This is a genomic window from Sphingomonas sp. (genome assembly GCF_042091075.1).
Lineage (GTDB): Bacteria > Pseudomonadota > Alphaproteobacteria > Sphingomonadales > Sphingomonadaceae > Sphingomonas.
Window position 1 is genome coordinate 1 of record NZ_JBELIE010000017.1, and the last position, 23,084, is coordinate 23,084.

Consider the following 23,084-nt stretch of genomic DNA (forward strand, 5'->3'; position numbering starts at 1 on the left):
CTGCGCCTCCGGCTCGACCGCGTCGACCTCGCCGATGCCCTGGCCCGATCCCCAGATATCCCGCCATGCCTTGGCCTTGACGCCGGACCCGTCGTTGCCGCCGGTGCCGAAGTCCATCGTCTTGTAATCGCCCTGCGGCAGATTGTCCGGGTCGAGCCCGGCGGCGACGATCGAGCCGCGCAGATAGTTGCCGTGAACGCCGGTAAACAGATTGGAATAGACGATGTCGGCGGCGCGTCCCTCGACGATGCCCTGTTTGTAGCGGGGATCGGCGTTCGCCTCCTCGGTGGCGATGAACGCGGAACCGATATAGGCGAAGTCCGCCCCCATCGCCTGCGCCGCCAGCACCGCCGCGCCGCTCGCGATCGACCCCGAGAGCGCCAGCGGACCGTCGAACCATTGGCGAATTTCCTGGATCAGCGCGAAGGGCGATTGCCGCCCGGCGTGTCCACCCGCGCCCGCCGCGACCGCGATCAGCCCGTCGGCGCCTTTTTCCACCGCCTTGCGCGCGAAGCGATCGTCGATGATGTCGTGCAGGGTGATCCCGCCCCAGCCGTGTACCGCCTGGTTGAGTTCCTCGCGCGCGCCCAGCGAGGTGATCGTAATCGGCACCTGCCACTTTTCGCAGGTGGCCAGATCCTGTTCGAGCCGGTCGTTCGATTTGTGGACGATCTGATTGACCGCGAAGGGCGCGGCCGGGCGATCGGGGTGCGCCCGGTTATGCGCCGCCAGTTCCTCGGTGATGCGATGCAACCATTCGTCGAGCAGCGTCTGCGGCCGGGCGTTGAGCGCGGGGAAGGACCCGACGATCCCCGCCTTGCATTGCGCGATCACCATGTCCGGCCCGGAGATGATGAACAGCGGCGACCCGATCACGGGCAGACGCAGGCGGGATAGCGCGGGGGGAATCGACATGACGCAAGTTATGTCGGCTCGTTCCGGGGCTGGCAAGTTGACGCAACGTCAGGTGCGTGCCGATACGCCCGCTGCGCTACGTCCAGTCGTCACTCCACCCGTTCCAGCCCGACGGCGGCATCGCGGCCGTTCTGCACGTAATGCGCGGCCGATACCGTCAGCGCGGCGACTTCGGCGTCGTTCAACGCGCGCACCGCGCGCGCTGGGGCACCAACGATCAGGCTGCGCGGCGGGAACGTCTTGCCCTCGGTCACCAGCGCGCCGGCGCCGACAATGCAATCCGGTGCGATCACCGCGCGGTTGAGCACGGTCGCCCCCATGCCGATCAGCACGCGATCACCGATCGTGCATCCGTGCAGGATCGCGTGATGACCGATCGTGCAATCTTCCCCCACGGTCAGCGGCGCGCCGGGATCCGAATGCAGCATCGCACCTTCCTGCACATTGCTGCGAGCGCCGATCGGGATCGGGGTATTGTCGGCGCGGATCACCGCGCCGAACCAGACGCTGACCCCTCCGGCCAGCGTGACGTTGCCGATCACGTCCGCGCTCGGCGCTACCCAGGCGTCGGCATGGCATGTCGGGCGATGGCCACGAAAGGCGTAGAGCGGCATGGATTCTCTCCTTTGGGGCGTTCTGTCGGGGAGTTGCTGTCCCGCGATGAGCCTGTCCCGCGATGGGATCGTGATTTAGACCCTGCGGGCAGTAGCCGAAATGGTGAAGAATTCGTTAACACCCGCGCTATGGATCGCAGACTCGTCCTCACCAATGAAGCCGCCCGGCATCCCTTTCGCCGCGGCCTGCCGCCGGTCTCGCAAGCATTGCTGGCGGAGATCGCCAGCGCCGCGGCGCGACGGTCGGGCGATGCCGACTGGAAGCTGTTCGTGCTCAGCTTCACCGCCTTCTTCATCTCGCTGACGACGTTCATCGCCTGATCGGCTCAGTCGCAGGCGCGGTGCAGTCGCTGCGCGATCCATGCCGACACGACGCACATCGCCACCACCAGCAGCAGCAATTGCGCGGGGGTCACCCCCAGCGCGGTGATGCCGGCGACCGCAAGCGAGCCGAAGGTCATCGCGCCGGCGTTGACGACATTGTTCGCGGCAACGGTGCGCGCGGTCTGATCCTTGGTCACGGTGGTCGTCAGAAAGGCGTAGAGCGGAACGACGAACATCCCGCCGAAGATCGCCACCGCCAGTAGCGCGAGCAGCACCAGCGCGGCGTGCGGCTGCGTGATGAAGGCCATCATATTGTACAAGTGGCCACTCGGCGCGGGCGTCCACAGCCCCACGACGAACCAGAAGCCAAGCACCGCCAGCCCCATCGCGATCACCGAGCCGGGCGCGAAGCGCGCGGAAATCTCGCCCCGGAGCAGGAGGTTGATGACGACCGAGCCAATCGCCACCCCGATCGAGAAGACCGCCAGCACCAGACTGGCAACGCTGGCATCCGCGGTCAGCACGTTCTTCACCAGCGGGGGAAAGATGATGATCAGCACCGAACCGATCGTCCAGAAAAAGGAGATCGCGCAGATCGCGAGGAACAGCCGCGGGATATGCATCGTGCCCGACACCAGCCGCCACGAGGCGCGCGCCGGGTTCCAGTCGAGTTCCAGCTTTGGACCCAGCCTGGGCGCGGGGGGCACCGCGCGCGCGACCAGCCACCCCGCCACCGCCACCGTCAGGGCCAGTGCCGCGACCCAGCTGGTGGAATGATAGATGAAGCCGGCGACGATCGTGCCGAGCAGGATCGACAGATAGGTGCCCGCTTCCACGAGGCCGGTTCCGCCCAGTACGTCGTCCTCGGCCAGATGCTGGGGCAGGATGGCGTATTTGATCGGACCGAAGAAGGTGGAGTGGATGCCGAGCCCGACCACCGCGCCGAGCATCATCACGATCGGCACCGTTACCGCCCCCGCGCGCGCCAGCATCAGCCCGCCCACGCCGAGCGACATGATCGCGATCTCCGCCAGTTTGACGATGCGGATGATGCGCGCCTTGTCCATGCTGTCGGCCAGCTGCCCGGACACTGCCGACAGCAGGAAGAAGGGCAGGATGAACAGCGCCGCCGCCAGCGCATTGAAGAAGCTTTCCTGCGTGGCATCCGCGAAAATCTCGTAGGTGGCGAAGAGCACCATCGAGGTCTTGAACAGATTGTCGTTGAAGGCACCGAGGAATTGGGTGGTGAAGAGCGGCAGGAAATGCCGACGCTTCAACAGCCCGAGGGCATTGATCATAACGCGGGACAGGGCCCCCGATTGTTTAGGCTGATCGCGGGCATAGCCCGGTGGCCCGCTCGATCCAAACGCTGATTTTCGCCGCTTCGCGCTTGCACGCGCCGCGTGGGCAGTCCACGTCGCTGTGATGCTGTCGTTGCCCAATCTCCTGACGCTGTCGCGGATCGTCGCGGTCCCGTTGCTGGTCGGCTTTCTGTGGTGGCCCAGTTGGCAGCTCGGATTCGCGATCGCCTTCGCGATCTATTGCCTGATGGGAATCACCGATTATTTCGACGGTTATCTTGCGCGCGCGCAGGGGACGGTTTCGAAACTCGGTATCTTCCTCGATCCAATCGCGGACAAGATCATGGTCGCGGCGGTGATCCTGATGCTGGTCGGTACGCGCCACAACGACGTGGCGGCGATTACCGGCATTCACATCATCGCCGCCCTGGTGATCCTGCTGCGGGAGATCGCGGTCAGCGGTCTGCGCGAGTTTCTCGCGGGGTTGCAGGTATCGTTGCCGGTTTCCAAGCTGGCCAAGTGGAAGACGACCCTGCAGCTCGCCTCGCTGGGCGCGCTGATCCTGTCGGGGGCGGTGCCCGATGCGGCGTGGATCAAGCTGGTCGGGCTCGCGAGCCTGTGGGGCGCGGCGGCGCTGACGGTCGTCACTGGCTGGGATTACCTGCGGGTCGGCCTGAAGCATATGGACTAAGCGGCTGATGAAGATCCTGTATTTCGCCTGGGTCCGCGAGCGGATCGGTACCGGCGAGGAGGATGTCGAGGTGCCGGCGACGGTGACGACGGTGGCGCAACTGATCGACTGGCTGGCGATGCGAAGCGATGCTCATGCCGCCGCCTTCGCCGACCGCGATCGACTACGCGCGGCGGTGGATCAGGCGTTCGTGTCGCTCGACGCGCCGATCGGTGCGGCGCGCGAGGTGGCGATCTTCCCGCCGGTGACGGGCGGATGATCCGCGTCCTCGTCTCTTCCGCGCCGATCGATCTTGCGGCGGAGCTGGAGCGGCTGGAAGTCGGCGGCGCGGTGGCGACGTTCACCGGGCTCGTGCGTGCCGACAAGGTGGCGGGGCGGGGCGATGTCGCTGTGCTCGAACTGGAACATTATCCGGGCGCGACCGAGGCGGCGTTGACCCGGCTGTTGGACCAGGCGGTCACGCGCTGGGCACTCACGGCCGCATCGGTGGTGCATCGGGTCGGCGCGATGCGACCGGGGGAGCGGATCGTGTTCGTCGGCACCGCCAGCGCCCATCGCGCCGCGGCGCTGGAGGCATGTGCCTATCTGATCGACCGGCTGAAGACTGATGCGCCGTTCTGGAAACGTGAGACCGTCGCGGGTGAGGCGCGGTGGGTCGAGGCACGCGACAGCGACGATGCCGCGGCGGCACGCTGGGGGGCCTAAGGCGCCGAGGCTATCCGGGCTTCGTTCTAGGTGCCGCCGTGCGCGTATCGTTGCGCGGTCTCGCGGATCAGCGCGATCATGTTCGGTATTCCTTGCGTCCGATTCGAACTGAGTTGCGCCTTCAGCTCGAACGGCGCCAATTCGGCGTCGATATCAGTGGCGACGATCTGTGCCGGCGCGCGATCCTGCACCGTCAGCAGCACCAGCGCGATGATCCCCTTGGTGATCGCGGCGTTGCTGTCCGCCAGGAAATGTAATCGGCCGCCCTCCGCCACCGTCGGATAGACCCAGACCGACGCGGAGCAGCCGCGTACCAGGGTCGCATCGGTCTTCAGCGCGTCCGGCATGGGTTCAAGCGAGCGGCCCAGTTCGACCAGCAGGCGGTAGCGATCGTCGCCGTCGAGGAAATCATATTCCTCTCGCACCGTATCAAGCGCGCTTTCGAGCGGGGGGCGGGCAGGTCGGTCGGTCATCCCGTCGCGCTACCCCTCGCGCCGTCGCGCCGCAACCGTCAGAGATCGACGCCGGCGGCGATGGCCTCCAGCTTGCGGATGCGCTCCTTCAGGTCGGCGATCTCGATACGCGCGCTGGCGCCGGGCATGATCGCGGCGGGGGTGCCATCGCCACGGCGCAGTTCCTGCCGCTTCAAGTCCAGCCAGCCGCGCCAGCCATTCAGCATGGCGACGATCAGCATGCCCAGCCCGGCGAGACCGGCGGCGGCCATGGTGACGTAGAATTGGGGATCGGACATGACGGTCGTCTCCTGGTTCGAATGGGGGCGTCGCCCTGGGGCCGACGCTTCAATGATTCCGCAACTGCTCGATCTGTCGCTCGAGGTCGGCGGTACCGTGATGATCGGTCACCAGCCGTTCCAGCACCGCGACGCGATCCTTGAGCGCGCGAATTTCTTCCTGCGCCCGCATCGCATCGGCGGACTGAAGATGCGGTGCACCACCGTTATGGTCGCCGCCGAGACGCGCCATCGCGCGGTAACGTGCCTTCATCACGGTCGCGACCATCACGATGAACACGATCGCGACGACCATCGAAAACTGACCCATGATCACTCTCCCTTACGTCTGGCGCCAGCCGATCAGCGGCTGCGTAGCGCCTCGATTTCCTGCGCCAGTGCGCTGTTGCGGCTGGTATAGTGCAGCTCGATATCGGCGAGGCGGCGATCCAGCTCACGAAATTTCGAACGAACTTCCGCTGTGGAGCGGGTCGGATTCGAGCGGACACCCTGCCAGAATTTCTCGTCCTCGCGGTCCTGATACAGATTGACCGGCTTGGGCTCCGCCATCCAGACGATCAGCCCATAGGCGATGAGCGTCCACGGAAAGCCCCCCGCCAGCGTCAGCAGGATCATCGCGATACGGATCCAGATCACCTCGATCCCGGTATAGTCCGCGATCCCGGCACAGACGCCCTTCCACTTCGCATTCTGCTTATCGAGATAGAATCGGGTGCGGCTGTCGGACATCAGTTCCTCCGTTGTGACGGGGGGTCGAGACGAAAATCGGGTTGCGAGCGGTAATCGCCCAGACCCTGGCGGAAATCGGGATTGTCGGCGGCGACGATGCGTTCGACGGTGGTGACGCGATCTTCCAGCCGGCGCGCGAGATTGTACATTTCGTCGAGCAGCCTCTCATCCTCGTCGGTGATGCGCGGGGCGGTCTTCCACTTGGTGACATAATGGAAGATCAGCCACGGCAGCCCAATGAAGACCGATAGAATCGCAATCAGTGGGACGAATACATCCTCCACCTCAACCCTCCTTGTTCATGCGCGCCTTAAGCGCGGCCAGTTCGGCGTCGATCTTGTCGCTGGAGCGCAACTCGTCGAATTCGTCCTCCAGCGTCCGGGGCGCGATGCCCATCGCTTCCGCGCGTCCTTCCGCCTCGTCGGCGCGACGCTCCAGCACGTCGAACCGGCTGAACGCTTCATGCGTTTTCGGCCCGTTCCACATCTCCCGCAGCCGTGCCTTGGTGTTGGCGCTTTCCAGCCGGGTGGCGATCGCATTCTGTTTGGCACGGGCTTCGCGCAGCTTGCTCTGCAGCTTGGCGATATCCTCTTCGGAGCCGCGCAGCGCCTCTTCCAGTGCGGTGATTTCCGACCGAAGCTGTGCGCCCATCTCGGCGGCCTTGCGGCGTTCGACCAGCGCTGCCTTGGCGAGATCCTCGCGGTCCTTCGATAGCGCCAGCTCGGCCTTCTCGGTCCAGCTCGCTTCGATCTCCGCCAGTTTCTGGATATGCCGGCGCATCTCCTTCTGGTCGGCGATCGTGCGGGCAGCGGAGGCGCGTACCTCGACCAGCGTTTCCTCCATCTCGAGGATGATCATGCGAACCATCTTGGCCGGATCGTCCGCGCGGTCGAGCAACTCCGCCATATTCGCTGCGACAATGTCGCGGGTGCGGGAAAAAATGCCCATTCGAAAGGGACTCCTGGAGTGACGCTCGCCACATTAGCGGATTGGGCGGGGTACGGGGAGGGTCTGTCCCGCGCCCCGCCCCCGCTCACGCCACGGTGCGAGCGGAAGCGATAGGTGCATTGCCCAGCGCGGTGGCCGGGCCAACGGCGCCGAGCACCATCGTCGCGCTGACGAGGACGGTGAGGGCGAAAGCGGCGAGTTTGCTGCCGACGGTGTTATTGCTGGCCATGTCGTGTCTCCTGATCTGATGACGTTCACCGTCTCGATGGCGGCGATGCCCCTTGCTTTGCAGGGGCCGTGCCAATTCGGAAAATGGCGGTTTTGCGCGGCTTTTCGCCTCGTGGCGACGCCGCGTGGCGATTTTCCATTGCCAGCGTCTGGCAAAATGCGCCACATGTTGGCGTATGAAGCGAACGCAGCAGGTGATCGGCCAGTCGGGCGCTTTTCTGGACGCTTTGGAGCGCGCCAGTCGCGCGGCGATGCTCGACCGCCCCGTGCTGGTGATCGGTGAGCGCGGCACCGGCAAGGAACTGGTCGCCGCGCGCTTGCACCATCTGTCGGGTCGCTGGGATCAGCCGATGGTGACGATGAACTGCGCCGCGCTCCCCGAAACGCTGATCGAGGCGGAATTGTTCGGGCATGAGGCGGGCGCGTTCACCGGCGCGAGCAAGGCGCGCGCCGGGCGGTTCGAGGAGGCGCACGGCGGCACGCTGTTCCTTGACGAACTTGGAACGCTGTCGATGGCCGCGCAGGAGCGATTGTTGCGCGCGGTGGAATATGGCGAGATCACCCGCATTGGCGCTTCGCGTCCGATCCGCGTCGACGTGCGCATTGTGGCTGCCACCAACGAGCATCTGCCCGATCGCGTCGATGACCATAGCTTTCGCGCGGACCTGCTCGACCGGCTGTCGTTCGAGGTCGTCACGCTGCCGCCCTTGCGCGCACGGCGCAGCGACATACCGGTGCTCGCCGACTTCTTCGGACGGCGCATGGCGGCCGAACTGGAGCGCGACGAGTGGGATGGCTTCACGGCGGAGGCGATGGAGGCGATGCTCGCCTATCGCTGGCCCGGCAACGTGCGCGAATTGCGCAACGTGGTCGAGCGCTCGGTCTATCGCTGGGAACGCGGCGGCGCGGTGGGGGAGGTCGAGTTCGACCCCTTCGCATCGCCCTATCGCCCCGTCACGCCGAATCGAACATCGGTGTCGTCCGCGCCTGAGCGGCTTGACGGCAATGCCTCCCCGGTCACGGCCGGGGACCGCGACGACGTCGCCGCCTGCGATGTCGGCCCATCGGATTTCAAGAGCCGTGTCGCCGCATTCGAACGCGAGTTGCTGACTCGCGCGCTGGCCGAGCATCGCTACAATCAGAGGGCCACCGCCGAAGCGCTGGGCCTGAGCTACGATCAGCTGCGTCATGCCCTGCGGCGGCACGATCTGATCGGAGCGGTTGCGTAACAAGTCGGCTGGAGCCATTTGGGGCGCGTCGCGTTGCCCAACGCGGATCACAGGAGGATTCCATGGCTTTCGAACTTCCGCCGCTGCCATATGATTACGACGCGCTGGAGCCGGTCATCTCGAAAGAGACGATGACCTTCCATCACGACAAGCATCACGCCGCTTATACCGCCAAGCTGAACGAGGGTGTCGCCGCCGACCCCAAGCTGGAAGGCAAGTCGATCGAGGAGATCCTCGGCATGATCTCGTCGTTGCCGCCGCTGGTGCGCAACAATGGCGGTGGCTTCTGGAACCACGACTTCTTCTGGAAGATCATGGGCCCGAAGGGATCGACCCAGCCGTCCGGCAAGCTGAAGGAGGCGATCGACGCCTATGGCGGGCTGGAAAAGCTGAAAGAGGATTTCAACACCAAGGGCGCGGGACAGTTCGGTTCCGGCTGGGCCTGGGTGATCGTCGACGACAGCGGTGCGCTGAAGGTGACGTCGACCCCGAACCAGGACAATCCGCTGATGGACGATGCCAAGGAAAAGGGAACGCCGATCCTGGGCAACGACGTGTGGGAGCACGCTTACTACCTCACCTACAAGAACGACCGTCCCGGCTATCTGAAGGCGTGGTGGGACGTGGTGAACTGGGATGAGGCCGGGCGCCGTTTCGACGCCGCGACGGCCTGAACCGGGCGTCATCCGCTCATCGATGGGGAGGGGGCCGTCGGCTCCCTCCCTTTGTGCTTGTGACTCAATCGCGTGGATAGAATTTCGCCAGATTGAGTAAATTGCAAAAAGCGTCCGGTCGGCGCGCCGACGTTCCTGGGACTACATTCCTGCTGGAATTGTTTCTGGACAATAGACGATGCGCCACCTCTCCGCCGGACGCCCGGCGTCCCACTATCACACCCTGGCCCGCTCCGCGCCGGCGCGTGTCCCTCCGGCGACGGCGCGCGCGGACGGCGTTGGCGCCTCGACCGTCTATGTGGTCGACGACGATGCCGAACAGCGGGCGGCGATCGAGTTTCTGCTCGCCTCGGTAAAGTGCAGCGTGCAGGCGTTCGACAGCGCCTCGGCTTTTCTCGATGCCGGGATCGAGCCGGCCGGCGTGATGATCCTGGACATGCGCATGCCCGGCCTGAGCGGGCTGGGATTGCAGCAGCGGCTGGCATGGTCGCCGCTGATTGAGATCATCTTTCTCAGCGGTGTTGCCGAAGTGCCGGATTCGGTAGCGGCGATGAAGGCCGGCGCGGCGGATTTTCTGGTGAAGCCGGTACGCCCGCAGGTCCTGCTTGACGTGGTTGCGTCCGCAATGGAGCGGATCGCCTCGCGCCAGTCGCAGGCGCGGCGCGGCGATATTCATCGCGCGAGTTACGACCAGCTGACCGAAGCCGAGCGCGAGATCGCCGCGCTGGTGGTGGACGGCCTCCGTAACAAGCAGATCGCGTTCGCCACCAATCGCACGGAAAATACGGTCAAGGTGCACCGCGCCCGGATCATGCAGAAGATGGGCGCCACGTCGGTCGTCGATCTGATCGCCCGCCTGAGCGCGGTCGACGCCGTCAGAGGCTCGCACGCCACCCGCTAAAAGTTCCTCGCAGATTGCTCGGGAACGGATGGGTTCGCGATTGTCGCAACGACGCCGGGGCGCTTAATCCGGTTATCGCCGATCAAAAACGGCGAACCGGCAATTTCGAGATTCATCGAGTAATTGCATAGGCTTATGCGGGATTTTGTCGTTACGGAATAACTACTATTGTTGCACCGCGCAAGCCGTTGCAGGCCGATCGAGTTACGTTTCGATTAACCCGTAACAGCCGCGCGGTCGATCGGAGAATAAAATCCCTGATAGCGAAGATCATCGTCAGGCTTGGGCGGATAAAGCGGCTTCCGCATCAAGTTTAGCCGAGCGTCGCCACATGCGGTGCGCAATATGACGCTCTTCCGGTCCGATGGCGGCCGTGTATATCGCGGTGGTCCGCATATCAGCATGCCCTAGCCAGCGCTGCACCATGTTCAGGGGAACCTGGCAATGGATAGCGCTGACAGCAAAGCTGTGCCGCAGTCCCTTTGGCATCGCAAATTCTCCTTCCAGACCGGCAGCGATCATTACCTTCCTGATCCGTCGATACGCGGTCATGCGACAGAAGGGCCATAGCAAAGGAGCTTCTCCGCTCGCATATTCGTAGTTCCCGACACCATGGACCTGCCGCAGCAAACGCAGCAAATCATTTGGAAGGGGTACTGTGCGGAAGACACCGCGATTGCGCTTTTTCAGACACTCGATCACCAAACTTTTCGATCTCAGATCGATGTTATCGTGGCGAAGGGAAAGGGCTTCAGAAATGCGGCATCCGGTAGCTAAAATGAGAGAGCACAAAGTATGGGTGTCAGCGTCAAACGTCGCGGAGGTTGCAAGAAACCTTCGGCACTCCTGCCGATTGAGGTATTTGCGCTGACCGTTATTTGATATGAGCATATAACTCATGATGTATTTGCTCCCATTCAGAACGAATGAGCTTATGCAAAATCGCGTTCGTAAACCGCAATTCTCCTGGGGCGTTACGATAGTAGTTATTTCGTAAACCGACTCGCCGTCGGATCGCGGGTCGGGAGGACGCGATGGCGGTGGCAGGGGCGAGGGCGGAGAGGGGCGCGGCGATTGCTGGCGAACCGTCGTCGGCAGGCTTGTCGCCCGTTCCGGACGCACCCCTGCGATCGATCTTCGTGGCGATGATCGCGATCGACAATCTCGCGATGGTCGACGCTGCCTTTGGAACCGCGGCCGCGCGTAACCTTGCCGATATCGTCTGGCAGCGGCTGGAGGACGAGGTCGGCGGCGAGGGGATCGTGACGTGCAGTGGCGAGTCGCGATGCGATATCGTGCTGTTCGGGGATCATGCCACGGCCGGGCGCGATGCGGTGTGGCTGGCGCGATTGCTGCATATCGCGGGGATGCCGGTGGCGTGCGCCTCCCCCGAGCCCGATGTGGCCGGCGCACTTGATGTGGCCCAGGACGGCCGGGCCGCAGGCGGTGCCGTGATGGTTGCACCGTCGCTCACCGGGGTCGTCGATCACGTCGTGTCGCGCTCCGACAAGGACCGCGAGGTCTTTGACCGCGTCTATGAGGATTTGTCCGCCCGGCTCGATGGTGCGCGCCTCATCCAGTCGCCGCCCTCGCATGGCGAGGCGTCGGCGAGCGCGACGGCATGGGAGGCGCGGTATCGCGACGATATGGCGGCGGTGACGCGGTTATTGGCGGCGATGGCGGACGAACGCCTCTGTCTCGCATGGCAGCCGATCGCCGGCGCGGATGAGGATCGCGCCTTATTCTATCACGAGGCGTTGCTGCGGATCTTACGTACCGATGAGGAACGCGGCGCTGGCGCGGGGGGGCGCCGGGAGGCGCCCACGTGTCATTCCCGTTTTGAGGATGGCATCCCCCTGGGCGCGGCGGCGGAGCGGATCGGGCTCACCCGCCTCATCGACCGCTGGGTCGTCGTCGAGACGATCGCGCGCCTGCGCGTCGAGCCGTTCATGCGGCTGGGGTGCAACATCTCCGTCGATAGTGCGGTCCTGGATGGCTGGTGGCATGACGTCATCGCGCAGCTTGCGGCCGCCCCCGATGTCGCGGCGCGGCTCGTGATCGAGGTGAACGAGGCACACGGGGCCCCCCGTATCGGTCGTGCGGTGGCGTTCGCGGGGCGGGTGCGATCGCTCGGCTGCACGATCGCTCTGGATGGATTCGGCGCCGGTCGGTCAGCGATAGGCGATATGGTGGCGCTCGATCCGCGGATCGTGAAAATCGACGCGGCGTGTCTGCGCTGGGCCGCGCTCGATGACGTGCGGCCTGGCGCGGCGGACGAGTTGCGTCACCTGATCGCGCTTTGCGGCGCGCGGGGCCGCGATGTGGTGATCGATGGGGTGGACACGCCGTTGCTCGAACGCGCCGCGCTGGCGGCCGGCGCGCCGTTCCTGCAGGGGGAGGAGATCGGGCGCGCCCGGCTTTCCGCGCCGATGCAGCGCGTGCCGATCGGGCGCGATACAGGCGTATCGCGATCCGTAGGGGGCGATCGGGAGCCGATACCGGGCCAGATGACGATCCCCGGCATCGGGGCGGTGTCGAGTCCCGTGCCGCCCGGATCGGCGAGCGCACGCCTTGCGACCTGGTCGGCATCAGCGGCGCCATTGGCGATGGTGGCGATCAGCGGCCTTGGCCTCGCTTTATGGTCGTGGCTGACGTGATGGCCGCTCATGTCACTCGTCACCGCGCTGTTCCGCCGCGTCGCGCCGCGCCCGGCCTTCGGCAACGACGGCGCAGGACGGGGCACTTCGCTGCGCCAGCGCTGATTCTGCACATCGATCGAAAGGGGTGGCGATGACCACGATGCACATGGCCGCGCACAATGGGCTACATCATCATGCCGTCGAGGCGTTCGGGCCGAATCCCGGACGGATGCCGGTTGACGAAGGCGACATCGATACCGTCGCCGACGAAATGGTGTCGCAGGGCGTCGTTCTGCTTCATGCCGCCATGCGCACCTTCAAGGCGGCCGGCAACGGACGGGACGTCGCGTCGCTGCGTCGTGGTCTGGCGGACCTGCTGGAACAGATCGAGGGCCACGGATGGCCGCGGATCCTGCCTCCGCTGCCGATGGGAAGTCGTGGTGTCGGACCCGCCACGGAAGCTCGCAAGGACGACGATCCAGCGGGCCCGATCCAATATGTCGCGCGGCGCTTCCTGTCGCTCGCCGATCGGTACGGCGGCGGGAGCGACAATCTATGGCGCGACCTGCTTACGCATCAGGCGGCGTCGCGGCTGGACGGGGTACGTCCGGCAGCGGCACGGTTGCTGATCCGGCTGCTGGAATATCCGGGCGAATCGGTGAGCACCGCCGCGCTTTACGATGCCGCCCAGACGCATTCGGCCACCACCAACATCGTCAAGGTCTATGTCAGCCAGCTACGCGCGGCGCTGCGGGGGATCGGCATCGTCAACGCGATCGATACCGTCCATGGCGATGGTTATTGTATCGATCATGAAAAGGCGGAACTGATCCTGGCCGCTCTTGCCTGAGATCAAGACGAGCGGGCGGTCGATCCAGGCGATCAACAGCCGGTAGGTGCACGTCCGGCCACGACACGCAATCGAGGCGTGACCGGCCGGGGCATCGGCAGTTCCTCGCGAGCGCACGTCGTGCGGTGGCGCCGCCAACCTGCACCGATGGTGGTTACCGCTATAGCGCTCCGCGCTATGCGCTAATAATGGCTGCCGCCGTAGCGCTTCGCGCTATGCGGAAACCCGCTCGCGATGGTTGGGCGCAAAGCCGGCAATCGCCAGCTCGACGATCCGCTGCGCGACCGTTTCGGGGGGCTTGACCGAGGCGGGGTCCTCGCCGGGATAGGCGCGTGCGCGCATCCTGGTGCGCGTCGCGCCGGGATCCAGCACCGCGACGCGGATCCTGCTGGCTTCGGCCATTTCGTCGCCATAGGCCTCGATCAGCGTCTCGAACGCGGCCTTGGATGCGCCATAGGCCCCCCAATAAGCGCGAGGCGAACGGCCGACCGATGACGTTACCCCGATCACCCGCGCGCCCGACGAGCGGCGGAGCATCGGATCGAATGCCTGGATCATTGCTGCCTGTGCCGACACGTTAAGCGTCAGCATCTGCGCGAATTCCTTCGGATCGATCGCGGGCACCGCCGCGAGCGTGCCCAGCATCCCGGCATTCAGGACCAGAACGTCAAGCGCGGACCAACGCTCCGCCACCGCGGTCGCAAGCTTGGCGATCGAGTCGCTCTGCGCCAGGTCTAGCGGGGCGATCGTCGCCGATCCGCCCGCGTCGAAAATGATTTGCTCCACTTCTTCCAGTCCGGAGGCGGTGCGCGCCGTCAGGATGACGTGCGCCCCCTGCGCCCCCAGCGCGATCGCCGTGGCGGCGCCGATGCCGCGGCTGGCGCCGGTCACCAGCGCGAGCTTGTCCTGCAATGACCCGGTCATGCGATCAGTTCACCCGTTCGGCCAGCAAGGCGAACTGGTCCACCGCGCTCGATTCGTCATGATCGGTCAGCGCGGTCGGATAATCGCCGGTGAAGCAGGCATCGCAATATTTCGGGCGGATGTCGGCACGGTGGCTTTCCCCCAAAGCCTTGTACAGGCCGTCGATCGACACGAACGCGAGGCTGTCGGCATGGATGAAATCGGTCATCCCACCCAGGTCTAGCTTGGCCGCAAGCAGCTTCGCGCGCTCGGGCGTGTCGACCCCGTAGAAGCAGCTGTGGCGTGTGGGCGGGGAGGCGATCCGCATATGCACCTCCGCCGCGCCCGCCTCGCGCATCATCTGGACGATCTTCAAGCTGGTGGTGCCGCGCACAATCGAATCGTCGATCAGCACGACCCGCTTGCCTTTGATCAACGCGCGATTGGCGTTGTGCTTCAGCTTGACGCCGAGGTGGCGAACCTTGTCACCGGGCTGGATGAAGGTGCGGCCGACGTAATGCGAGCGGATGATGCCCAGTTCGAACGGAATGCCGCTTTCCTGCGCGTAGCCGATCGCGGCGGGCACCCCCGAATCGGGCACGGGGATCACCAGATCGGCCTCCACGGGCGCCTCGATCGCGAGCTGCGCGCCGATATTCTTGCGCACCGAATAGATCGAATGATCGTCGACGATCGAATCGGGGCGGGAAAAATAGACCCATTCGAAGATGCACGGGCGTGCCGCGACCTTTTCGAACGGACTGATCGAGCGGATCTCGCCGTTCCGGACGATCACCAGTTCGCCCGGCTCGACCGAGCGGACGAACTCGGCGCCAACAACATCGAGCGCCACGGTTTCCGACGCGAAGATCAGCGTCTCACCCAGCTTCCCGATGACCAGCGGGCGGATGCCGAGCGGATCCCGGCAGGCGATCATGCCGTCCGGGGTCATCACGATCAGCGCATAGGCGCCCTCGATCTGCTTCAGCGCGTCGATGAAGCGGTCCAGCAGGGTGCGATACTGGCTGGTCGCGACGAGGTGGATGATCGTCTCGGTGTCCGAGGTCGACTGGAAGATCGATCCGCGCCGCACCAGCTCGCGCCGCAGCCGCATCGCGTTCGAGATGTTGCCGTTATGCGCGATCGCAAACCCGCCGGACTGCAATTCGGCGTAGAGCGGCTGCACGTTGCGCAGCGCGGTTTCGCCGCTCGTGGAATAGCGCACATGGCCGCATGCCACCTCGCCCGGCAGCGCGCGGATCACGTCGTCGCGGTCGAAATTGCCCGCGACATGCCCCATCGCGCGATGGGTGTGGAACATCTCGCCATCGAAGCTGGTGATGCCGGCGGCTTCCTGCCCACGATGCTGCAGCGCATGCAGCCCAAGCGCGACGAGCGCGGCGGCGCCCTCGGTGCCGGAAACACCGAAGATGCCGCACTCTTCGTGCAGATGGTCGTCGTCGAACGGGTTCGTGGTCAGCATATCGCGGGAAGCTCGCATCGTGCGCGCCGCATATAGCGGGTGACGCAAGAATGTCATCAACGCACGGACCTCCCCGCCCGCTTTTGCGTTGACCCGACCCCGCCGCAAAGGAGTTGCGCCGCCATGCCCAAGAGCCAAGGGGCCAAGGATCACGGACCGCAGATCAAGGACGATGCGCTGTACGAGGAAATGCGGAAGCAAGGTGCCTCCAAGGAAAAGGCGGCGAGGATCGCCAATGCCAAGGCGGCCGGAACGCTGGACCACGAATCGGACCGGCTGGAGGATCGCAGCAAGCAGGAGCTGTATGACGAAGCGCGCCGCATCGGGATCGAGGGGCGATCCAAGATGACGAAGAAGGCGCTGATTCACGCCATAAGGCAGCACTGAGCCTGCGGCGTCACCAGACGCGAGACCGACGCTGACAGTATCGCGGGCGCATGCTAGCCCCCGTGTATGAGCGACCATCGTGATACGGGGCTAACCTTCGACCCCAAATTCGACGCCGCCGGCCTTGTCACGGCCGTGGTCACCGATCGCACCACCGGGGCGCTGTTGATGGTGGCGCATATGAATGCCGATGCGATCGAGGCCACGCGCAAAAGCGGCGAGGCGACGTTCTTTTCGCGCAGCCGTGGGCGGCTGTGGAAGAAAGGGGAAACGTCGGGCCATGTGATGCAGGTGGCCGAGATGCGGATCGATTGCGATCAGGATGCGCTGTGGCTGATCGTCGACCCCGCCGGGCCAGCCTGTCACACCGGGGCGACGAGCTGTTTCTACCGCCGGATCGGCGCGGACGGCCTGGAGCCGGTCGTGTGAGAAGCCGCCTCGGCGCTCTGGCGCTGGCGCTGCTGTCGGCATGCCAGCGCGAATCGGCGCCGGACCGATCACCGCAGGCGGGGGAGCGGCTGGAACGTGCGGCGATCGATCTCGGCATGGTGTCAGGCGGGGCCGCGTCGTCGGTCGGTGTCTTCGCGGCGGAGGGCGATCGTGCCTGTCTGTTACCCGACGGCGGGAGCGATCGTTATCGGCTCGGCGCGAGCGTGGATTACGGCGAGGGGCAGAATTGCGTGGCGCGCGGGATTGCGCGCGGCGGGGAAACGCTGACGATCGATTTCGGTGGCGGCTGTCGCTTCGATGGACGGATCACGCGGGACGATCTGCGCTTCCCGGCGGTGCTGCCGGAGGTTTGCGCGCGTTATTGCGCGGGGCGGGCAAGCCTGTCGGCGATGCACGTCGAGCGGCTGAGCGACACGCCCGCCGAGGCGGAACGGCTGCGCGGAGCCGACGGACGACTGCTCTGCGCGTATTGACGTTCACGTAAACGGAAATTATGAAGGACGGCATGAGCACGTCCGCCGCCTATGCCTTTGTCACGCCGCGGCCGGATCGTGATTCGTTTTCCATTACCGATCTGTCGACTGAGTTCGGCATCACGCCGCGTGCGTTGCGCTTTTACGAGGATGAGGGGTTGATCGCGCCCGAACGGCGCGGACTGGCCCGCATCTATTCGCAACGCGATCGCGCGCGGCTGGCGTGGATCCTGCGCGGCAAGCGCGTGGGTTTCAGCCTCGCCGAGATTCGCGAGATGATCGACCTGTACGACATTGGTGACGGCCGACAGGTGCAGCGCGCCGTGACGATCGAGCGCTGTCGCGCGCGGATCGAGGCGCTGACCAACCAGAAACGCGATATCGATGCCGCGATCGCGGAGCTTTCGGGCTTCCTCGAGGTGATCGAGAATGTCCAGAACAAGGAAGATTGAGAGATGCCGCAATACACCCCGCCGGTTCGCGACACCCGCTTCGTGCTGGAGCATGTCGTCGGCCTTGATCGTTATGCGAACGTGCCCGGCTTCGCCGCCGCTACCCCCGATACGGTGGATGCCGTGCTGGAAGAGGGTGGCCGCTTCGTTGCCGAGGTGATCTTTCCCATCAACCAGTCGGGTGATCTCGAAGGCTGCACGCGCCACGACGACGGCAGCGTCACCACGCCAAAGGGGTTCAAGGACGCCTATCGCCGGTTCGTCGAATCGGGCTGGGGTACGCTCAGCGCGCCGGAGGCGTTCGGAGGCCAGGGCATGCCCCATGTCGTCTCGACCGCGTTCCAGGAATATATGATCTCCTCCAACATGGCTTTCGCCATGTACCCCGGCCTTGCCCATGGCGCGATCGCCGCGCTGGTGGTGAAGGGCAACCCCGAGCAGCAGGCGATCTACCTTCCCAAGATGGTGTCGGGCGAATGGGGCGGCACGATGAACCTGACGGAGCCGCAATGCGGCACCGATCTGGGCCTGATCCGCACCAAGGCAGAGCCGCAGGCGGACGGCAGCTACCGGATCACCGGCACCAAGATCTTCATCTCGGCGGGCGAGCACGACCTGACCGAGAATATCATCCACCTCGTCCTCGCCAAGACGCCGGGCGCGCCTGACAGTTCGAAGGGGATCAGCCTGTTCGTCGTGCCGAAGGTGATGGTCAACGCCGATGGATCGCTGGGCGAACGCAATGCGGTGACGTGCGGCTCGATCGAGCACAAGATGGGCATCCACGGCAACGCCACCTGCGTGATGAACTATGACGGCGCGACCGGCTGGCTGGTCGGTGAGGAGATGAAGGGCCTCGCCGCAATGTTCATCATGATGAATGCGGCGCGGCTGGGGGTCGGGCTGCAGGGCCTGGCGATCGCGGAGACCGCCTATCAGAACGCGGTGCAATATGCGAAGGACCGCCGTCAGGGCCGCGCGTTGACCGGCCCGGCGGAGCCGAACGAGAAGGCCGACACGCTGTTCGTGCATGCCGATGTACGGCGCATGCTGATGGAGGCGAAGGCCTGGACCGAGGGGCTGCGCGCGCTGTGTCTGTGGGGCGCCTTGCAGGTCGATCTGGAGCATCATGCCGCCACGGAGGAGGAGCGTCAGCTCGCCGGCGACCTGATCGGGTTGCTGACCCCCGTCATCAAGGGCGTCGGCACCGACAAGGGCTATGAGATCGCCACCAACGCGCAGCAGGTTTATGGTGGTCACGGCTACATCCAGGAATGGGGGATGGAGCAGTATGTCCGCGATGCGCGGATCGCGATGATCTACGAAGGCACCAACGGCGTGCAGGCGATGGATCTGGCGGGGCGCAAGCTGGCGCAGAACGGCGGCCGCGCGGTGCAGGCGTTCGCCAAGCTGGTGATGGAGGAGATCGCCGCGGGCAAGCAAAACGAGGCGACCGCCGACTTCGCCGCCCGGCTGGAGAAGGCCGCGAGCGAGTTGCAGGGCGCGACGATGTGGTTCCTCGCCAACGGCATGAAGGATCCGAACAATATCGGGGCTGGCGCGGTGCCCTATATGCACCTGGTCGGGCTGGTCGCGACCGGCCTGATGTGGCTGCGCATGGCGACCGCCGCCGCGACGCTGAAGGCGGATGGGCAGGGTGATGCGGCATTCCTCGATGCCAAGCTGATCACCGCGCGCTTCTACGCCGAGCGGATCCTGCCGGAGGCGGGGGCGCTCCGCCGCAAGATCGAGGGCGGGGCGGAGGCCGTGATGGCGCTGTCGCCGGAGATGTTCGTCGCGGCTTGACGCCACCGATGGATGGGGCCGTCCGCTTGCCCCATCCAGGTGCCACCCCGGAACACGTCGGGCATGACGGGCGGCGTCAGGGCTGCGTGATCGTGCCGGCCGGGGTGGCGACGGGCGCTGGCGCCTTCCGCACCCCGCTCAACCCTTCGGGCCCGCGCGTGGTCGGCGACGGCGCGGGGGCGGGTGTGGCGCTCAGCGTCGCTCGGCCGCGCATACATTGGGCAGCCCGCAGGCGCGGAAACTGATGGCAGTTCCACAACGCCCGTTCGATCCCGCTTTCCTGATCGCGCAAATAACTGAACCCCATGGCCGCATATTGCTGCGGCGACAGCGTGGAGGACGTCGGCACCAGCCGCGGATCGCTCCAGCCCATCAGCTTGCAGCGCGGTCGCGCCGCGCACGCCCTTAGCGCGAGTCTCGGAAAGGTGTTCGGCGCGAGCGGATCGATCGTCACCATGAACGTATCCCGATCGTCGGTCAGCGCGTGCGGAAGCCCCGCAAGCATCGCGCCGACCGCGGGATCGACCGTGGGGGTCAATGCCGCGCCCTCGGCGACGGCCGCCTCCGCTTCCGCCACGACGGCCCCGATGCGATGCGCGGGCGACAGCGCCGCAAGCTCGCTGATCACCGGCTCGTCAGGCGATACGCGGCGTCGGAACGCGCCGGGCGTTCCCCACCAGCCGGTCCAGCGGAAGAACAGATGTGTATGCACCTCCGCGATCTTGTCCAGGCTGGCGCTCCAGTAAGGCACCACCCAGTCGGTATGATAATGGGTGGCGTAACCAACCTCGCGCGCGACCGCACCGTTCAGCGCCTGGGCTGCGATCCGCCGCGCCCGCTCCCACGCGGGAAGCGAGGGCGGGCGCGTCATCGCACCGTCGCAGGTGAACGTGAACTGGCAGCCGGTGCGGCGCTCGGCGCCCTGAAAAACGACGCCGCATACGGTCTTTGGGAAGGCCGGATGGCGGACGCGGTTCAGCACCACCTGTGCCACCGCACGCTGCCCGACGGGATCGTCCCCCGCCTCGTAGATCAGCGCGGCGCCGAGACAGTCGGTCGCGCGCGCCAGTTGAGCCGCATCCCCGGCGAAGCGGAACGGGCGGGCGGCAGGCGTCGCACCCGATACGAACGGTACGCCAGCGTTCCAGGCGCGCGCCTCTGCGGGATCGAGCGATTGGAACGCCACCGGCTCGACATCGGGGATGCGATCAGGGGCGGCGATACGCTGCGGCAGCCGCACTTTGCCAGCCAGCGCGGCCCGAGGCGAGGCGGGCGGCGGCGGGGCGTTGCGGACGATGATCGCGGGAAGCGTGACCGCCAGCGCCGCGATCCCGCAAAGGATCGCGCGCAAGCGCCGGCCGGGGGGCGTCAGCTCAGCTCTCCGGCAGGAAATCCGGCACCGACAGGTAACGCTCGCCGGTATCGTAGTTGAAGCCGAGCACCCGTGCCCCGTCGGGCAGGTCGGGAAGCTTCTGCAGGATCGCGGCGAGCGTCGCGCCCGACGAGATGCCCACCAGCATGCCCTCTTCGCGCGCGACGCGGCGTGCCATGTCTTTCGCCACGGCGGCGTCCACCTCGATCACGCCATCGAGTGCCTGGGTATGAAGATTGGCGGGGATGAAGCCGGCGCCGATGCCCTGAATCGGGTGTGGGCCGGGTTGGCCGCCGGCAATCACCGGTGACGCCTGGGGCTCGACCGCGAACACCTTCAGGTTTGGCCATTCCTTCTTCAGCGTTTCGGCAACGCCGGTGATATGCCCGCCGGTGCCGACGCCAGTGATGATCACGTCGATCGGCGTGTCGCGGAAATCGTTCAGGATCTCCTGCGAGGTCGTGCGGACATGGACGTCCACGTTCGCGGGATTCTCGAACTGTTGCGGCATCCACGCGCCGTCGGTCTGTTCGACCAGCTCCAGTGCGCGCTCGATCGCGCCCTTCATCCCCTTCTCACGCGGGGTGAGATCGAATGCGGCGCCGTAAGCGAGCATCAGCCGGCGACGTTCGAGGCTCATGCTCTCCGGCATGACGAGGATCAGCTTGTAGCCCTTCACCGCCGCCACCATCGCGAGGCCGATGCCGGTGTTGCCGCTGGTCGGCTCGATGATCGTCCCGCCGGGCTTCAATTCGCCCGAAGCCTCGGCGGCCTCGATCATCGCCAGCGCGATACGATCCTTGATCGATCCGCCGGGATTGCTCCGTTCCGACTTGATCCACACTTCGGAACCGGGAAACAGCTTCTGGATGCGGATATGCGGCGTGTTGCCGATCGTCTCCAGGATCGTCTGAGCCTTCATGGCTGCGCTACTCCGTGCAGTGGTTCGTGTTCTAGCGCGTCGGGCGGATCAAAGGTCCGCGCGCGCTTGAGTTCCGGGAACAGATAGGCCCAGACGAGCGTGATGGTGATCGCGCCGACACCGCCGACCACGACCGCGCCGACCGGCCCCAGCAGCGAGGCCATCAGCCCGCTTTCCGCCTCGCCAAGCTCGTTCGAGGCCGAAATGGTCAATTGGCTCACCGCGCTGACGCGACCCCGCATCGCATCCGGGGTGTGCAACTGGATCAGCGACGTGCGCACATAGACCGACACCATGTCCGCGCCGCCAGCGACGATCAGCGCGCCGAGGCTGAGCCAGAATTCGCGGCTGATGCCGAACGTCAGGATGGCGAGGCCGAAGATGACGACGGAGACGAGCATCTTGACGCCGACGTTGCGCGTCATCGGGCGGAACGAGAAGAAGATCGCGGTCACCGCCGCGCCAATCCCCATGCCCGCCGCCAGCACGCCCAGCCCGCTGGCCCCGACATGCAGGATGTCGCGCGCATAGATGGGCAGCAGCGCGGTCGCCCCGGCCAGCAGCACCGCGAACAGATCCAGCGTGATCGCGGCCAGCACCAGTCGATTGTGGCGAACGTAGGCGAAACCGTCGAGAATGCGCTGCAGCGGGCGCCGATCGCGCTGCACCGGGGGTTGCGGCACCGGGCCGATCAGGAAGATCAGCCCCAGCGCGAGCATCAGCAGCACCGAAATGGTGGCATAGGCGATATCGGGGTGCAGCGCATACAACACCCCACCGACGCTGGGGCCGGCGATCGTGCCGGTCTGCCACGCGATCGACGAGATCGCGATCGCGGTCGGCAGGCTTTCCTTGGGCACCAGATTGGGTGCCAGCGCGGAATAGGCGGGCCCGGCGAATGCGCGCGCGATGCCCACGGATACCGCCGCCAGGAAAAGGAATGGCAACGACAACAGCCCCACCCAGGTCAACAGCCCCAGGGTCGCGGCATTGAGCACCAGCAGCGCGGTGGTCCCGCGGATGATCCAGCGCCGGTCGACGCTGTCCGCGACCAGCCCGACGACCGGGGTGAGCAGCAACAGCGGGACGAACTGCACCAGCCCGATCATCCCCAGCAGGAAGGCGGCCTGGCGAATGTCCATCGTCTGACGCGCAAGGCTGTAGACCTGCCATCCGATGATGATCGCCTGCGCGCTGATCGCGATCGTGCCGGCGAACCGGGAGAACCAATAAGCGCGGAAGTTGGCGATCCGCAGCGGGTGAGGGCTGGAAGAGTGCTGGGGTCGATCCATCGCGGGACGGCCTAACCCGGTCAATAAGCCCTTTCAAGGCGCTGG

Annotated in this window: 30 protein-coding genes; 14 read left to right on the forward strand and 16 right to left on the reverse strand. The window is 65.6% G+C overall.

Annotated elements, in window-relative coordinates:
- Nucleotides 1–915 (reverse strand): NAD(P)H-dependent flavin oxidoreductase (locus ACFDSW_RS03110; protein ID WP_375248813.1); only part of this gene is annotated, 915 nt, incomplete at its 3' end.
- A gap of 89 nt (nucleotides 916–1,004) precedes the next feature.
- The gene (locus ACFDSW_RS03115) at nucleotides 1,005–1,529 is read right to left on the reverse strand and encodes a gamma carbonic anhydrase family protein (protein ID WP_375248814.1); all 525 of its coding nucleotides are present in this window, start codon (nucleotides 1,527–1,529) and stop codon (nucleotides 1,005–1,007) included.
- Nucleotides 1,530–1,658: 129 nt separating this feature from the next.
- Here ACFDSW_RS03115 and ACFDSW_RS03120 point away from each other — a divergent pair, with 129 nt between their 5' ends.
- Entirely contained in the window at nucleotides 1,659–1,850 is a 192-nt protein-coding gene (locus ACFDSW_RS03120; RefSeq protein WP_375248815.1) for a hypothetical protein, read from the forward strand.
- A gap of 5 nt (nucleotides 1,851–1,855) precedes the next feature.
- Here the strand turns inward: ACFDSW_RS03120 and ACFDSW_RS03125 are convergent, their stop codons facing one another.
- Complete coding sequence (locus tag ACFDSW_RS03125; protein ID WP_375248816.1) at nucleotides 1,856–3,151, reverse strand: MFS transporter; 1,296 nt, start codon at nucleotides 3,149–3,151, stop codon at nucleotides 1,856–1,858.
- Between the two features lie 127 nt (nucleotides 3,152–3,278).
- Between ACFDSW_RS03125 and pgsA the strand changes: the two genes are divergently transcribed.
- The 3 genes from pgsA to ACFDSW_RS03140 are packed head-to-tail and all read left to right on the forward strand — an operon-like array spanning nucleotide 3,279 to nucleotide 4,550.
- Entirely contained in the window at nucleotides 3,279–3,845 is a 567-nt protein-coding gene (gene pgsA, locus ACFDSW_RS03130; RefSeq protein WP_375248817.1) for a CDP-diacylglycerol--glycerol-3-phosphate 3-phosphatidyltransferase, read from the forward strand.
- A gap of 7 nt (nucleotides 3,846–3,852) precedes the next feature.
- Nucleotides 3,853–4,104 carry a molybdopterin converting factor subunit 1 gene (gene moaD / locus ACFDSW_RS03135; protein ID WP_375248818.1) on the forward strand — a complete coding sequence of 84 codons (252 nt, stop codon included), beginning with the start codon at nucleotides 3,853–3,855 and terminating at the stop codon, nucleotides 4,102–4,104.
- Entirely contained in the window at nucleotides 4,101–4,550 is a 450-nt protein-coding gene (locus ACFDSW_RS03140) for a molybdenum cofactor biosynthesis protein MoaE (protein ID WP_375248819.1), read from the forward strand. Before moaD ends, ACFDSW_RS03140 begins: the two co-directional genes overlap by 4 nt.
- Nucleotides 4,551–4,576: 26 nt before the next feature.
- On the opposite strand, the gene ACFDSW_RS03145 is transcribed toward ACFDSW_RS03140, so the two are convergent.
- From ACFDSW_RS03145 to ACFDSW_RS03175, 7 genes are all read right to left on the reverse strand, one after another.
- Nucleotides 4,577–5,023 carry a SufE family protein gene (locus tag ACFDSW_RS03145; RefSeq protein ID WP_375248820.1) on the reverse strand — a complete coding sequence of 149 codons (447 nt, stop codon included), beginning with the start codon at nucleotides 5,021–5,023 and terminating at the stop codon, nucleotides 4,577–4,579.
- A 38-nt stretch (nucleotides 5,024–5,061) separates the two neighbouring features.
- On the reverse strand, nucleotides 5,062–5,301 hold the full coding sequence (locus tag ACFDSW_RS03150) for a hypothetical protein (RefSeq protein ID WP_375248821.1): 240 nt from the start codon (nucleotides 5,299–5,301) through the stop codon (nucleotides 5,062–5,064).
- Nucleotides 5,302–5,350: 49 nt separating this feature from the next.
- Entirely contained in the window at nucleotides 5,351–5,611 is a 261-nt protein-coding gene (locus ACFDSW_RS03155) for a hypothetical protein (protein WP_375248822.1), read from the reverse strand.
- Nucleotides 5,612–5,643: 32 nt separating this feature from the next.
- Entirely contained in the window at nucleotides 5,644–6,030 is a 387-nt protein-coding gene (gene pspC / locus ACFDSW_RS03160; RefSeq protein WP_375248823.1) for an envelope stress response membrane protein PspC, read from the reverse strand.
- Nucleotides 6,030–6,314, reverse strand: coding sequence for an envelope stress response membrane protein PspB (gene pspB, locus ACFDSW_RS03165; RefSeq protein WP_375248824.1), 285 nt, complete (start codon nucleotides 6,312–6,314; stop codon nucleotides 6,030–6,032). The genes pspC and pspB overlap by 1 nt, the downstream gene beginning before the upstream one ends.
- 1 nt (nucleotide 6,315) lies before the next feature.
- Nucleotides 6,316–6,978, reverse strand: coding sequence for a phage shock protein PspA (gene pspA, locus ACFDSW_RS03170; protein WP_375248825.1), 663 nt, complete (start codon nucleotides 6,976–6,978; stop codon nucleotides 6,316–6,318).
- A gap of 85 nt (nucleotides 6,979–7,063) precedes the next feature.
- The gene (locus ACFDSW_RS03175; RefSeq protein WP_375248826.1) at nucleotides 7,064–7,372 is read right to left on the reverse strand and encodes a hypothetical protein; all 309 of its coding nucleotides are present in this window, start codon (nucleotides 7,370–7,372) and stop codon (nucleotides 7,064–7,066) included.
- 10 nt (nucleotides 7,373–7,382) lie between these two features.
- Here ACFDSW_RS03175 and pspF point away from each other — a divergent pair, with 10 nt between their 5' ends.
- The 3 genes from pspF to ACFDSW_RS03190 all read left to right on the forward strand — a co-directional run bounded on the left by pspF (nucleotide 7,383) and on the right by ACFDSW_RS03190 (nucleotide 10,010).
- Nucleotides 7,383–8,435, forward strand: coding sequence for a phage shock protein operon transcriptional activator (pspF, locus tag ACFDSW_RS03180; protein WP_375248827.1), 1,053 nt, complete (start codon nucleotides 7,383–7,385; stop codon nucleotides 8,433–8,435).
- A 62-nt stretch (nucleotides 8,436–8,497) separates the two neighbouring features.
- Nucleotides 8,498–9,109 (forward strand): superoxide dismutase, encoded by a 612-nt coding sequence (locus ACFDSW_RS03185; protein WP_375248828.1) that lies wholly within the window; start codon nucleotides 8,498–8,500, stop codon nucleotides 9,107–9,109.
- Nucleotides 9,110–9,407: 298 nt separating this feature from the next.
- Entirely contained in the window at nucleotides 9,408–10,010 is a 603-nt protein-coding gene (locus tag ACFDSW_RS03190; RefSeq protein WP_375248829.1) for a response regulator transcription factor, read from the forward strand.
- 276 nt (nucleotides 10,011–10,286) lie between these two features.
- Here ACFDSW_RS03190 and ACFDSW_RS03195 read toward each other — a convergent pair whose 3' ends face one another.
- Nucleotides 10,287–10,910: a tyrosine-type recombinase/integrase gene (locus ACFDSW_RS03195; protein WP_375248830.1), complete on the reverse strand. Its 624-nt coding sequence runs from the start codon at nucleotides 10,908–10,910 to the stop codon at nucleotides 10,287–10,289.
- A gap of 245 nt (nucleotides 10,911–11,155) precedes the next feature.
- On the opposite strand from ACFDSW_RS03195, the gene ACFDSW_RS03200 reads away from it, so the two are divergent.
- Together ACFDSW_RS03200 and ACFDSW_RS03205 are read left to right on the forward strand one after the other, a co-directional pair.
- Nucleotides 11,156–12,667 carry an EAL domain-containing protein gene (locus ACFDSW_RS03200; RefSeq protein ID WP_375248831.1) on the forward strand — a complete coding sequence of 504 codons (1,512 nt, stop codon included), beginning with the start codon at nucleotides 11,156–11,158 and terminating at the stop codon, nucleotides 12,665–12,667.
- 133 nt (nucleotides 12,668–12,800) lie between these two features.
- Nucleotides 12,801–13,499, forward strand: a complete 699-nt coding sequence (locus ACFDSW_RS03205; RefSeq protein ID WP_375248832.1) for a winged helix-turn-helix domain-containing protein — start codon at nucleotides 12,801–12,803, stop codon at nucleotides 13,497–13,499.
- A 213-nt stretch (nucleotides 13,500–13,712) separates the two neighbouring features.
- On the opposite strand, the gene ACFDSW_RS03210 is transcribed toward ACFDSW_RS03205, so the two are convergent.
- Entirely contained in the window at nucleotides 13,713–14,423 is a 711-nt protein-coding gene (locus ACFDSW_RS03210) for an SDR family NAD(P)-dependent oxidoreductase (RefSeq protein WP_375248833.1), read from the reverse strand.
- Nucleotides 14,424–14,427: 4 nt separating this feature from the next.
- The gene (gene purF / locus ACFDSW_RS03215; protein WP_375248834.1) at nucleotides 14,428–15,885 is read right to left on the reverse strand and encodes an amidophosphoribosyltransferase; all 1,458 of its coding nucleotides are present in this window, start codon (nucleotides 15,883–15,885) and stop codon (nucleotides 14,428–14,430) included.
- 123 nt (nucleotides 15,886–16,008) lie between these two features.
- Here purF and ACFDSW_RS03220 point away from each other — a divergent pair, with 123 nt between their 5' ends.
- The 5 genes from ACFDSW_RS03220 (at nucleotide 16,009) to ACFDSW_RS03240 (ending at nucleotide 19,453) form a co-directional block, all read left to right on the forward strand.
- Nucleotides 16,009–16,272 carry a Rho termination factor N-terminal domain-containing protein gene (locus ACFDSW_RS03220; protein ID WP_375248835.1) on the forward strand — a complete coding sequence of 88 codons (264 nt, stop codon included), beginning with the start codon at nucleotides 16,009–16,011 and terminating at the stop codon, nucleotides 16,270–16,272.
- A 66-nt stretch (nucleotides 16,273–16,338) separates the two neighbouring features.
- A complete protein-coding gene (gene hisI / locus ACFDSW_RS03225; RefSeq protein WP_375248836.1) occupies nucleotides 16,339–16,701 on the forward strand; it encodes a phosphoribosyl-AMP cyclohydrolase in 363 nt (120 codons plus the stop codon).
- Complete coding sequence (locus ACFDSW_RS03230; RefSeq protein WP_375248837.1) at nucleotides 16,698–17,195, forward strand: hypothetical protein; 498 nt, start codon at nucleotides 16,698–16,700, stop codon at nucleotides 17,193–17,195. The genes hisI and ACFDSW_RS03230 overlap by 4 nt, the downstream gene beginning before the upstream one ends.
- Before the next feature lie 32 nt (nucleotides 17,196–17,227).
- Complete coding sequence (locus ACFDSW_RS03235; protein WP_375248838.1) at nucleotides 17,228–17,647, forward strand: MerR family DNA-binding transcriptional regulator; 420 nt, start codon at nucleotides 17,228–17,230, stop codon at nucleotides 17,645–17,647.
- 3 nt (nucleotides 17,648–17,650) lie between these two features.
- Nucleotides 17,651–19,453, forward strand: a complete 1,803-nt coding sequence (locus ACFDSW_RS03240) for an acyl-CoA dehydrogenase C-terminal domain-containing protein (protein ID WP_375248839.1) — start codon at nucleotides 17,651–17,653, stop codon at nucleotides 19,451–19,453.
- Between the two features lie 76 nt (nucleotides 19,454–19,529).
- Here ACFDSW_RS03240 and ACFDSW_RS03245 read toward each other — a convergent pair whose 3' ends face one another.
- Genes ACFDSW_RS03245 through ACFDSW_RS03255 form a run of 3 tightly spaced genes read right to left on the reverse strand, consistent with a single transcriptional unit; the run spans nucleotide 19,530 to nucleotide 23,039 of the window.
- On the reverse strand, nucleotides 19,530–20,804 hold the full coding sequence (locus tag ACFDSW_RS03245) for a cell wall hydrolase (RefSeq protein ID WP_375248840.1): 1,275 nt from the start codon (nucleotides 20,802–20,804) through the stop codon (nucleotides 19,530–19,532).
- Nucleotides 20,805–20,826: 22 nt separating this feature from the next.
- Nucleotides 20,827–21,747 (reverse strand): cysteine synthase A, encoded by a 921-nt coding sequence (cysK, locus tag ACFDSW_RS03250; protein WP_375248841.1) that lies wholly within the window; start codon nucleotides 21,745–21,747, stop codon nucleotides 20,827–20,829.
- A complete protein-coding gene (locus ACFDSW_RS03255; RefSeq protein WP_375248842.1) occupies nucleotides 21,744–23,039 on the reverse strand; it encodes an MFS transporter in 1,296 nt (431 codons plus the stop codon). The genes cysK and ACFDSW_RS03255 overlap by 4 nt, the downstream gene beginning before the upstream one ends.
- Nucleotides 23,040–23,084: the final 45 nt, after the last annotated feature.

Bases quoted from the DNA above. Each gene is read 5' to 3' on its own strand.
- ACFDSW_RS03185 (WP_375248828.1), top strand. From the start codon at position 8,498: ATGGCTTTCGAACTTCCGCCGCTGCCATATGATTACGACGCGCTGGAG.
- ACFDSW_RS03240 (WP_375248839.1), top strand. From the start codon at position 17,651: ATGCCGCAATACACCCCGCCGGTTCGCGACACCCGCTTCGTGCTGGAG.
- pgsA (WP_375248817.1), top strand. From the start codon at position 3,279: ATGCTGTCGTTGCCCAATCTCCTGACGCTGTCGCGGATCGTCGCGGTC.
- ACFDSW_RS03150 (WP_375248821.1), bottom strand. From the start codon at position 5,301: ATGTCCGATCCCCAATTCTACGTCACCATGGCCGCCGCCGGTCTCGCC.
- pspC (WP_375248823.1), bottom strand. From the start codon at position 6,030: ATGTCCGACAGCCGCACCCGATTCTATCTCGATAAGCAGAATGCGAAG.
- purF (WP_375248834.1), bottom strand. From the start codon at position 15,885: ATGCTGACCACGAACCCGTTCGACGACGACCATCTGCACGAAGAGTGC.
- ACFDSW_RS03145 (WP_375248820.1), bottom strand. From the start codon at position 5,023: ATGACCGACCGACCTGCCCGCCCCCCGCTCGAAAGCGCGCTTGATACG.
- pspA (WP_375248825.1), bottom strand. From the start codon at position 6,978: ATGGGCATTTTTTCCCGCACCCGCGACATTGTCGCAGCGAATATGGCG.
- ACFDSW_RS03140 (WP_375248819.1), top strand. From the start codon at position 4,101: ATGATCCGCGTCCTCGTCTCTTCCGCGCCGATCGATCTTGCGGCGGAG.
- ACFDSW_RS03115 (WP_375248814.1), bottom strand. From the start codon at position 1,529: ATGCCGCTCTACGCCTTTCGTGGCCATCGCCCGACATGCCATGCCGAC.
- ACFDSW_RS03120 (WP_375248815.1), top strand. From the start codon at position 1,659: ATGGATCGCAGACTCGTCCTCACCAATGAAGCCGCCCGGCATCCCTTT.
- cysK (WP_375248841.1), bottom strand. From the start codon at position 21,747: ATGAAGGCTCAGACGATCCTGGAGACGATCGGCAACACGCCGCATATC.
- moaD (WP_375248818.1), top strand. From the start codon at position 3,853: ATGAAGATCCTGTATTTCGCCTGGGTCCGCGAGCGGATCGGTACCGGC.
- ACFDSW_RS03155 (WP_375248822.1), bottom strand. From the start codon at position 5,611: ATGGGTCAGTTTTCGATGGTCGTCGCGATCGTGTTCATCGTGATGGTC.
- ACFDSW_RS03205 (WP_375248832.1), top strand. From the start codon at position 12,801: ATGACCACGATGCACATGGCCGCGCACAATGGGCTACATCATCATGCC.
- ACFDSW_RS03195 (WP_375248830.1), bottom strand. From the start codon at position 10,910: ATGAGTTATATGCTCATATCAAATAACGGTCAGCGCAAATACCTCAAT.
- ACFDSW_RS03220 (WP_375248835.1), top strand. From the start codon at position 16,009: ATGCCCAAGAGCCAAGGGGCCAAGGATCACGGACCGCAGATCAAGGAC.
- hisI (WP_375248836.1), top strand. From the start codon at position 16,339: ATGAGCGACCATCGTGATACGGGGCTAACCTTCGACCCCAAATTCGAC.
- pspF (WP_375248827.1), top strand. From the start codon at position 7,383: ATGAAGCGAACGCAGCAGGTGATCGGCCAGTCGGGCGCTTTTCTGGAC.
- ACFDSW_RS03125 (WP_375248816.1), bottom strand. From the start codon at position 3,151: ATGATCAATGCCCTCGGGCTGTTGAAGCGTCGGCATTTCCTGCCGCTC.
- ACFDSW_RS03255 (WP_375248842.1), bottom strand. From the start codon at position 23,039: ATGGATCGACCCCAGCACTCTTCCAGCCCTCACCCGCTGCGGATCGCC.
- ACFDSW_RS03210 (WP_375248833.1), bottom strand. From the start codon at position 14,423: ATGACCGGGTCATTGCAGGACAAGCTCGCGCTGGTGACCGGCGCCAGC.
- ACFDSW_RS03235 (WP_375248838.1), top strand. From the start codon at position 17,228: ATGAGCACGTCCGCCGCCTATGCCTTTGTCACGCCGCGGCCGGATCGT.
- ACFDSW_RS03200 (WP_375248831.1), top strand. From the start codon at position 11,156: ATGATCGCGATCGACAATCTCGCGATGGTCGACGCTGCCTTTGGAACC.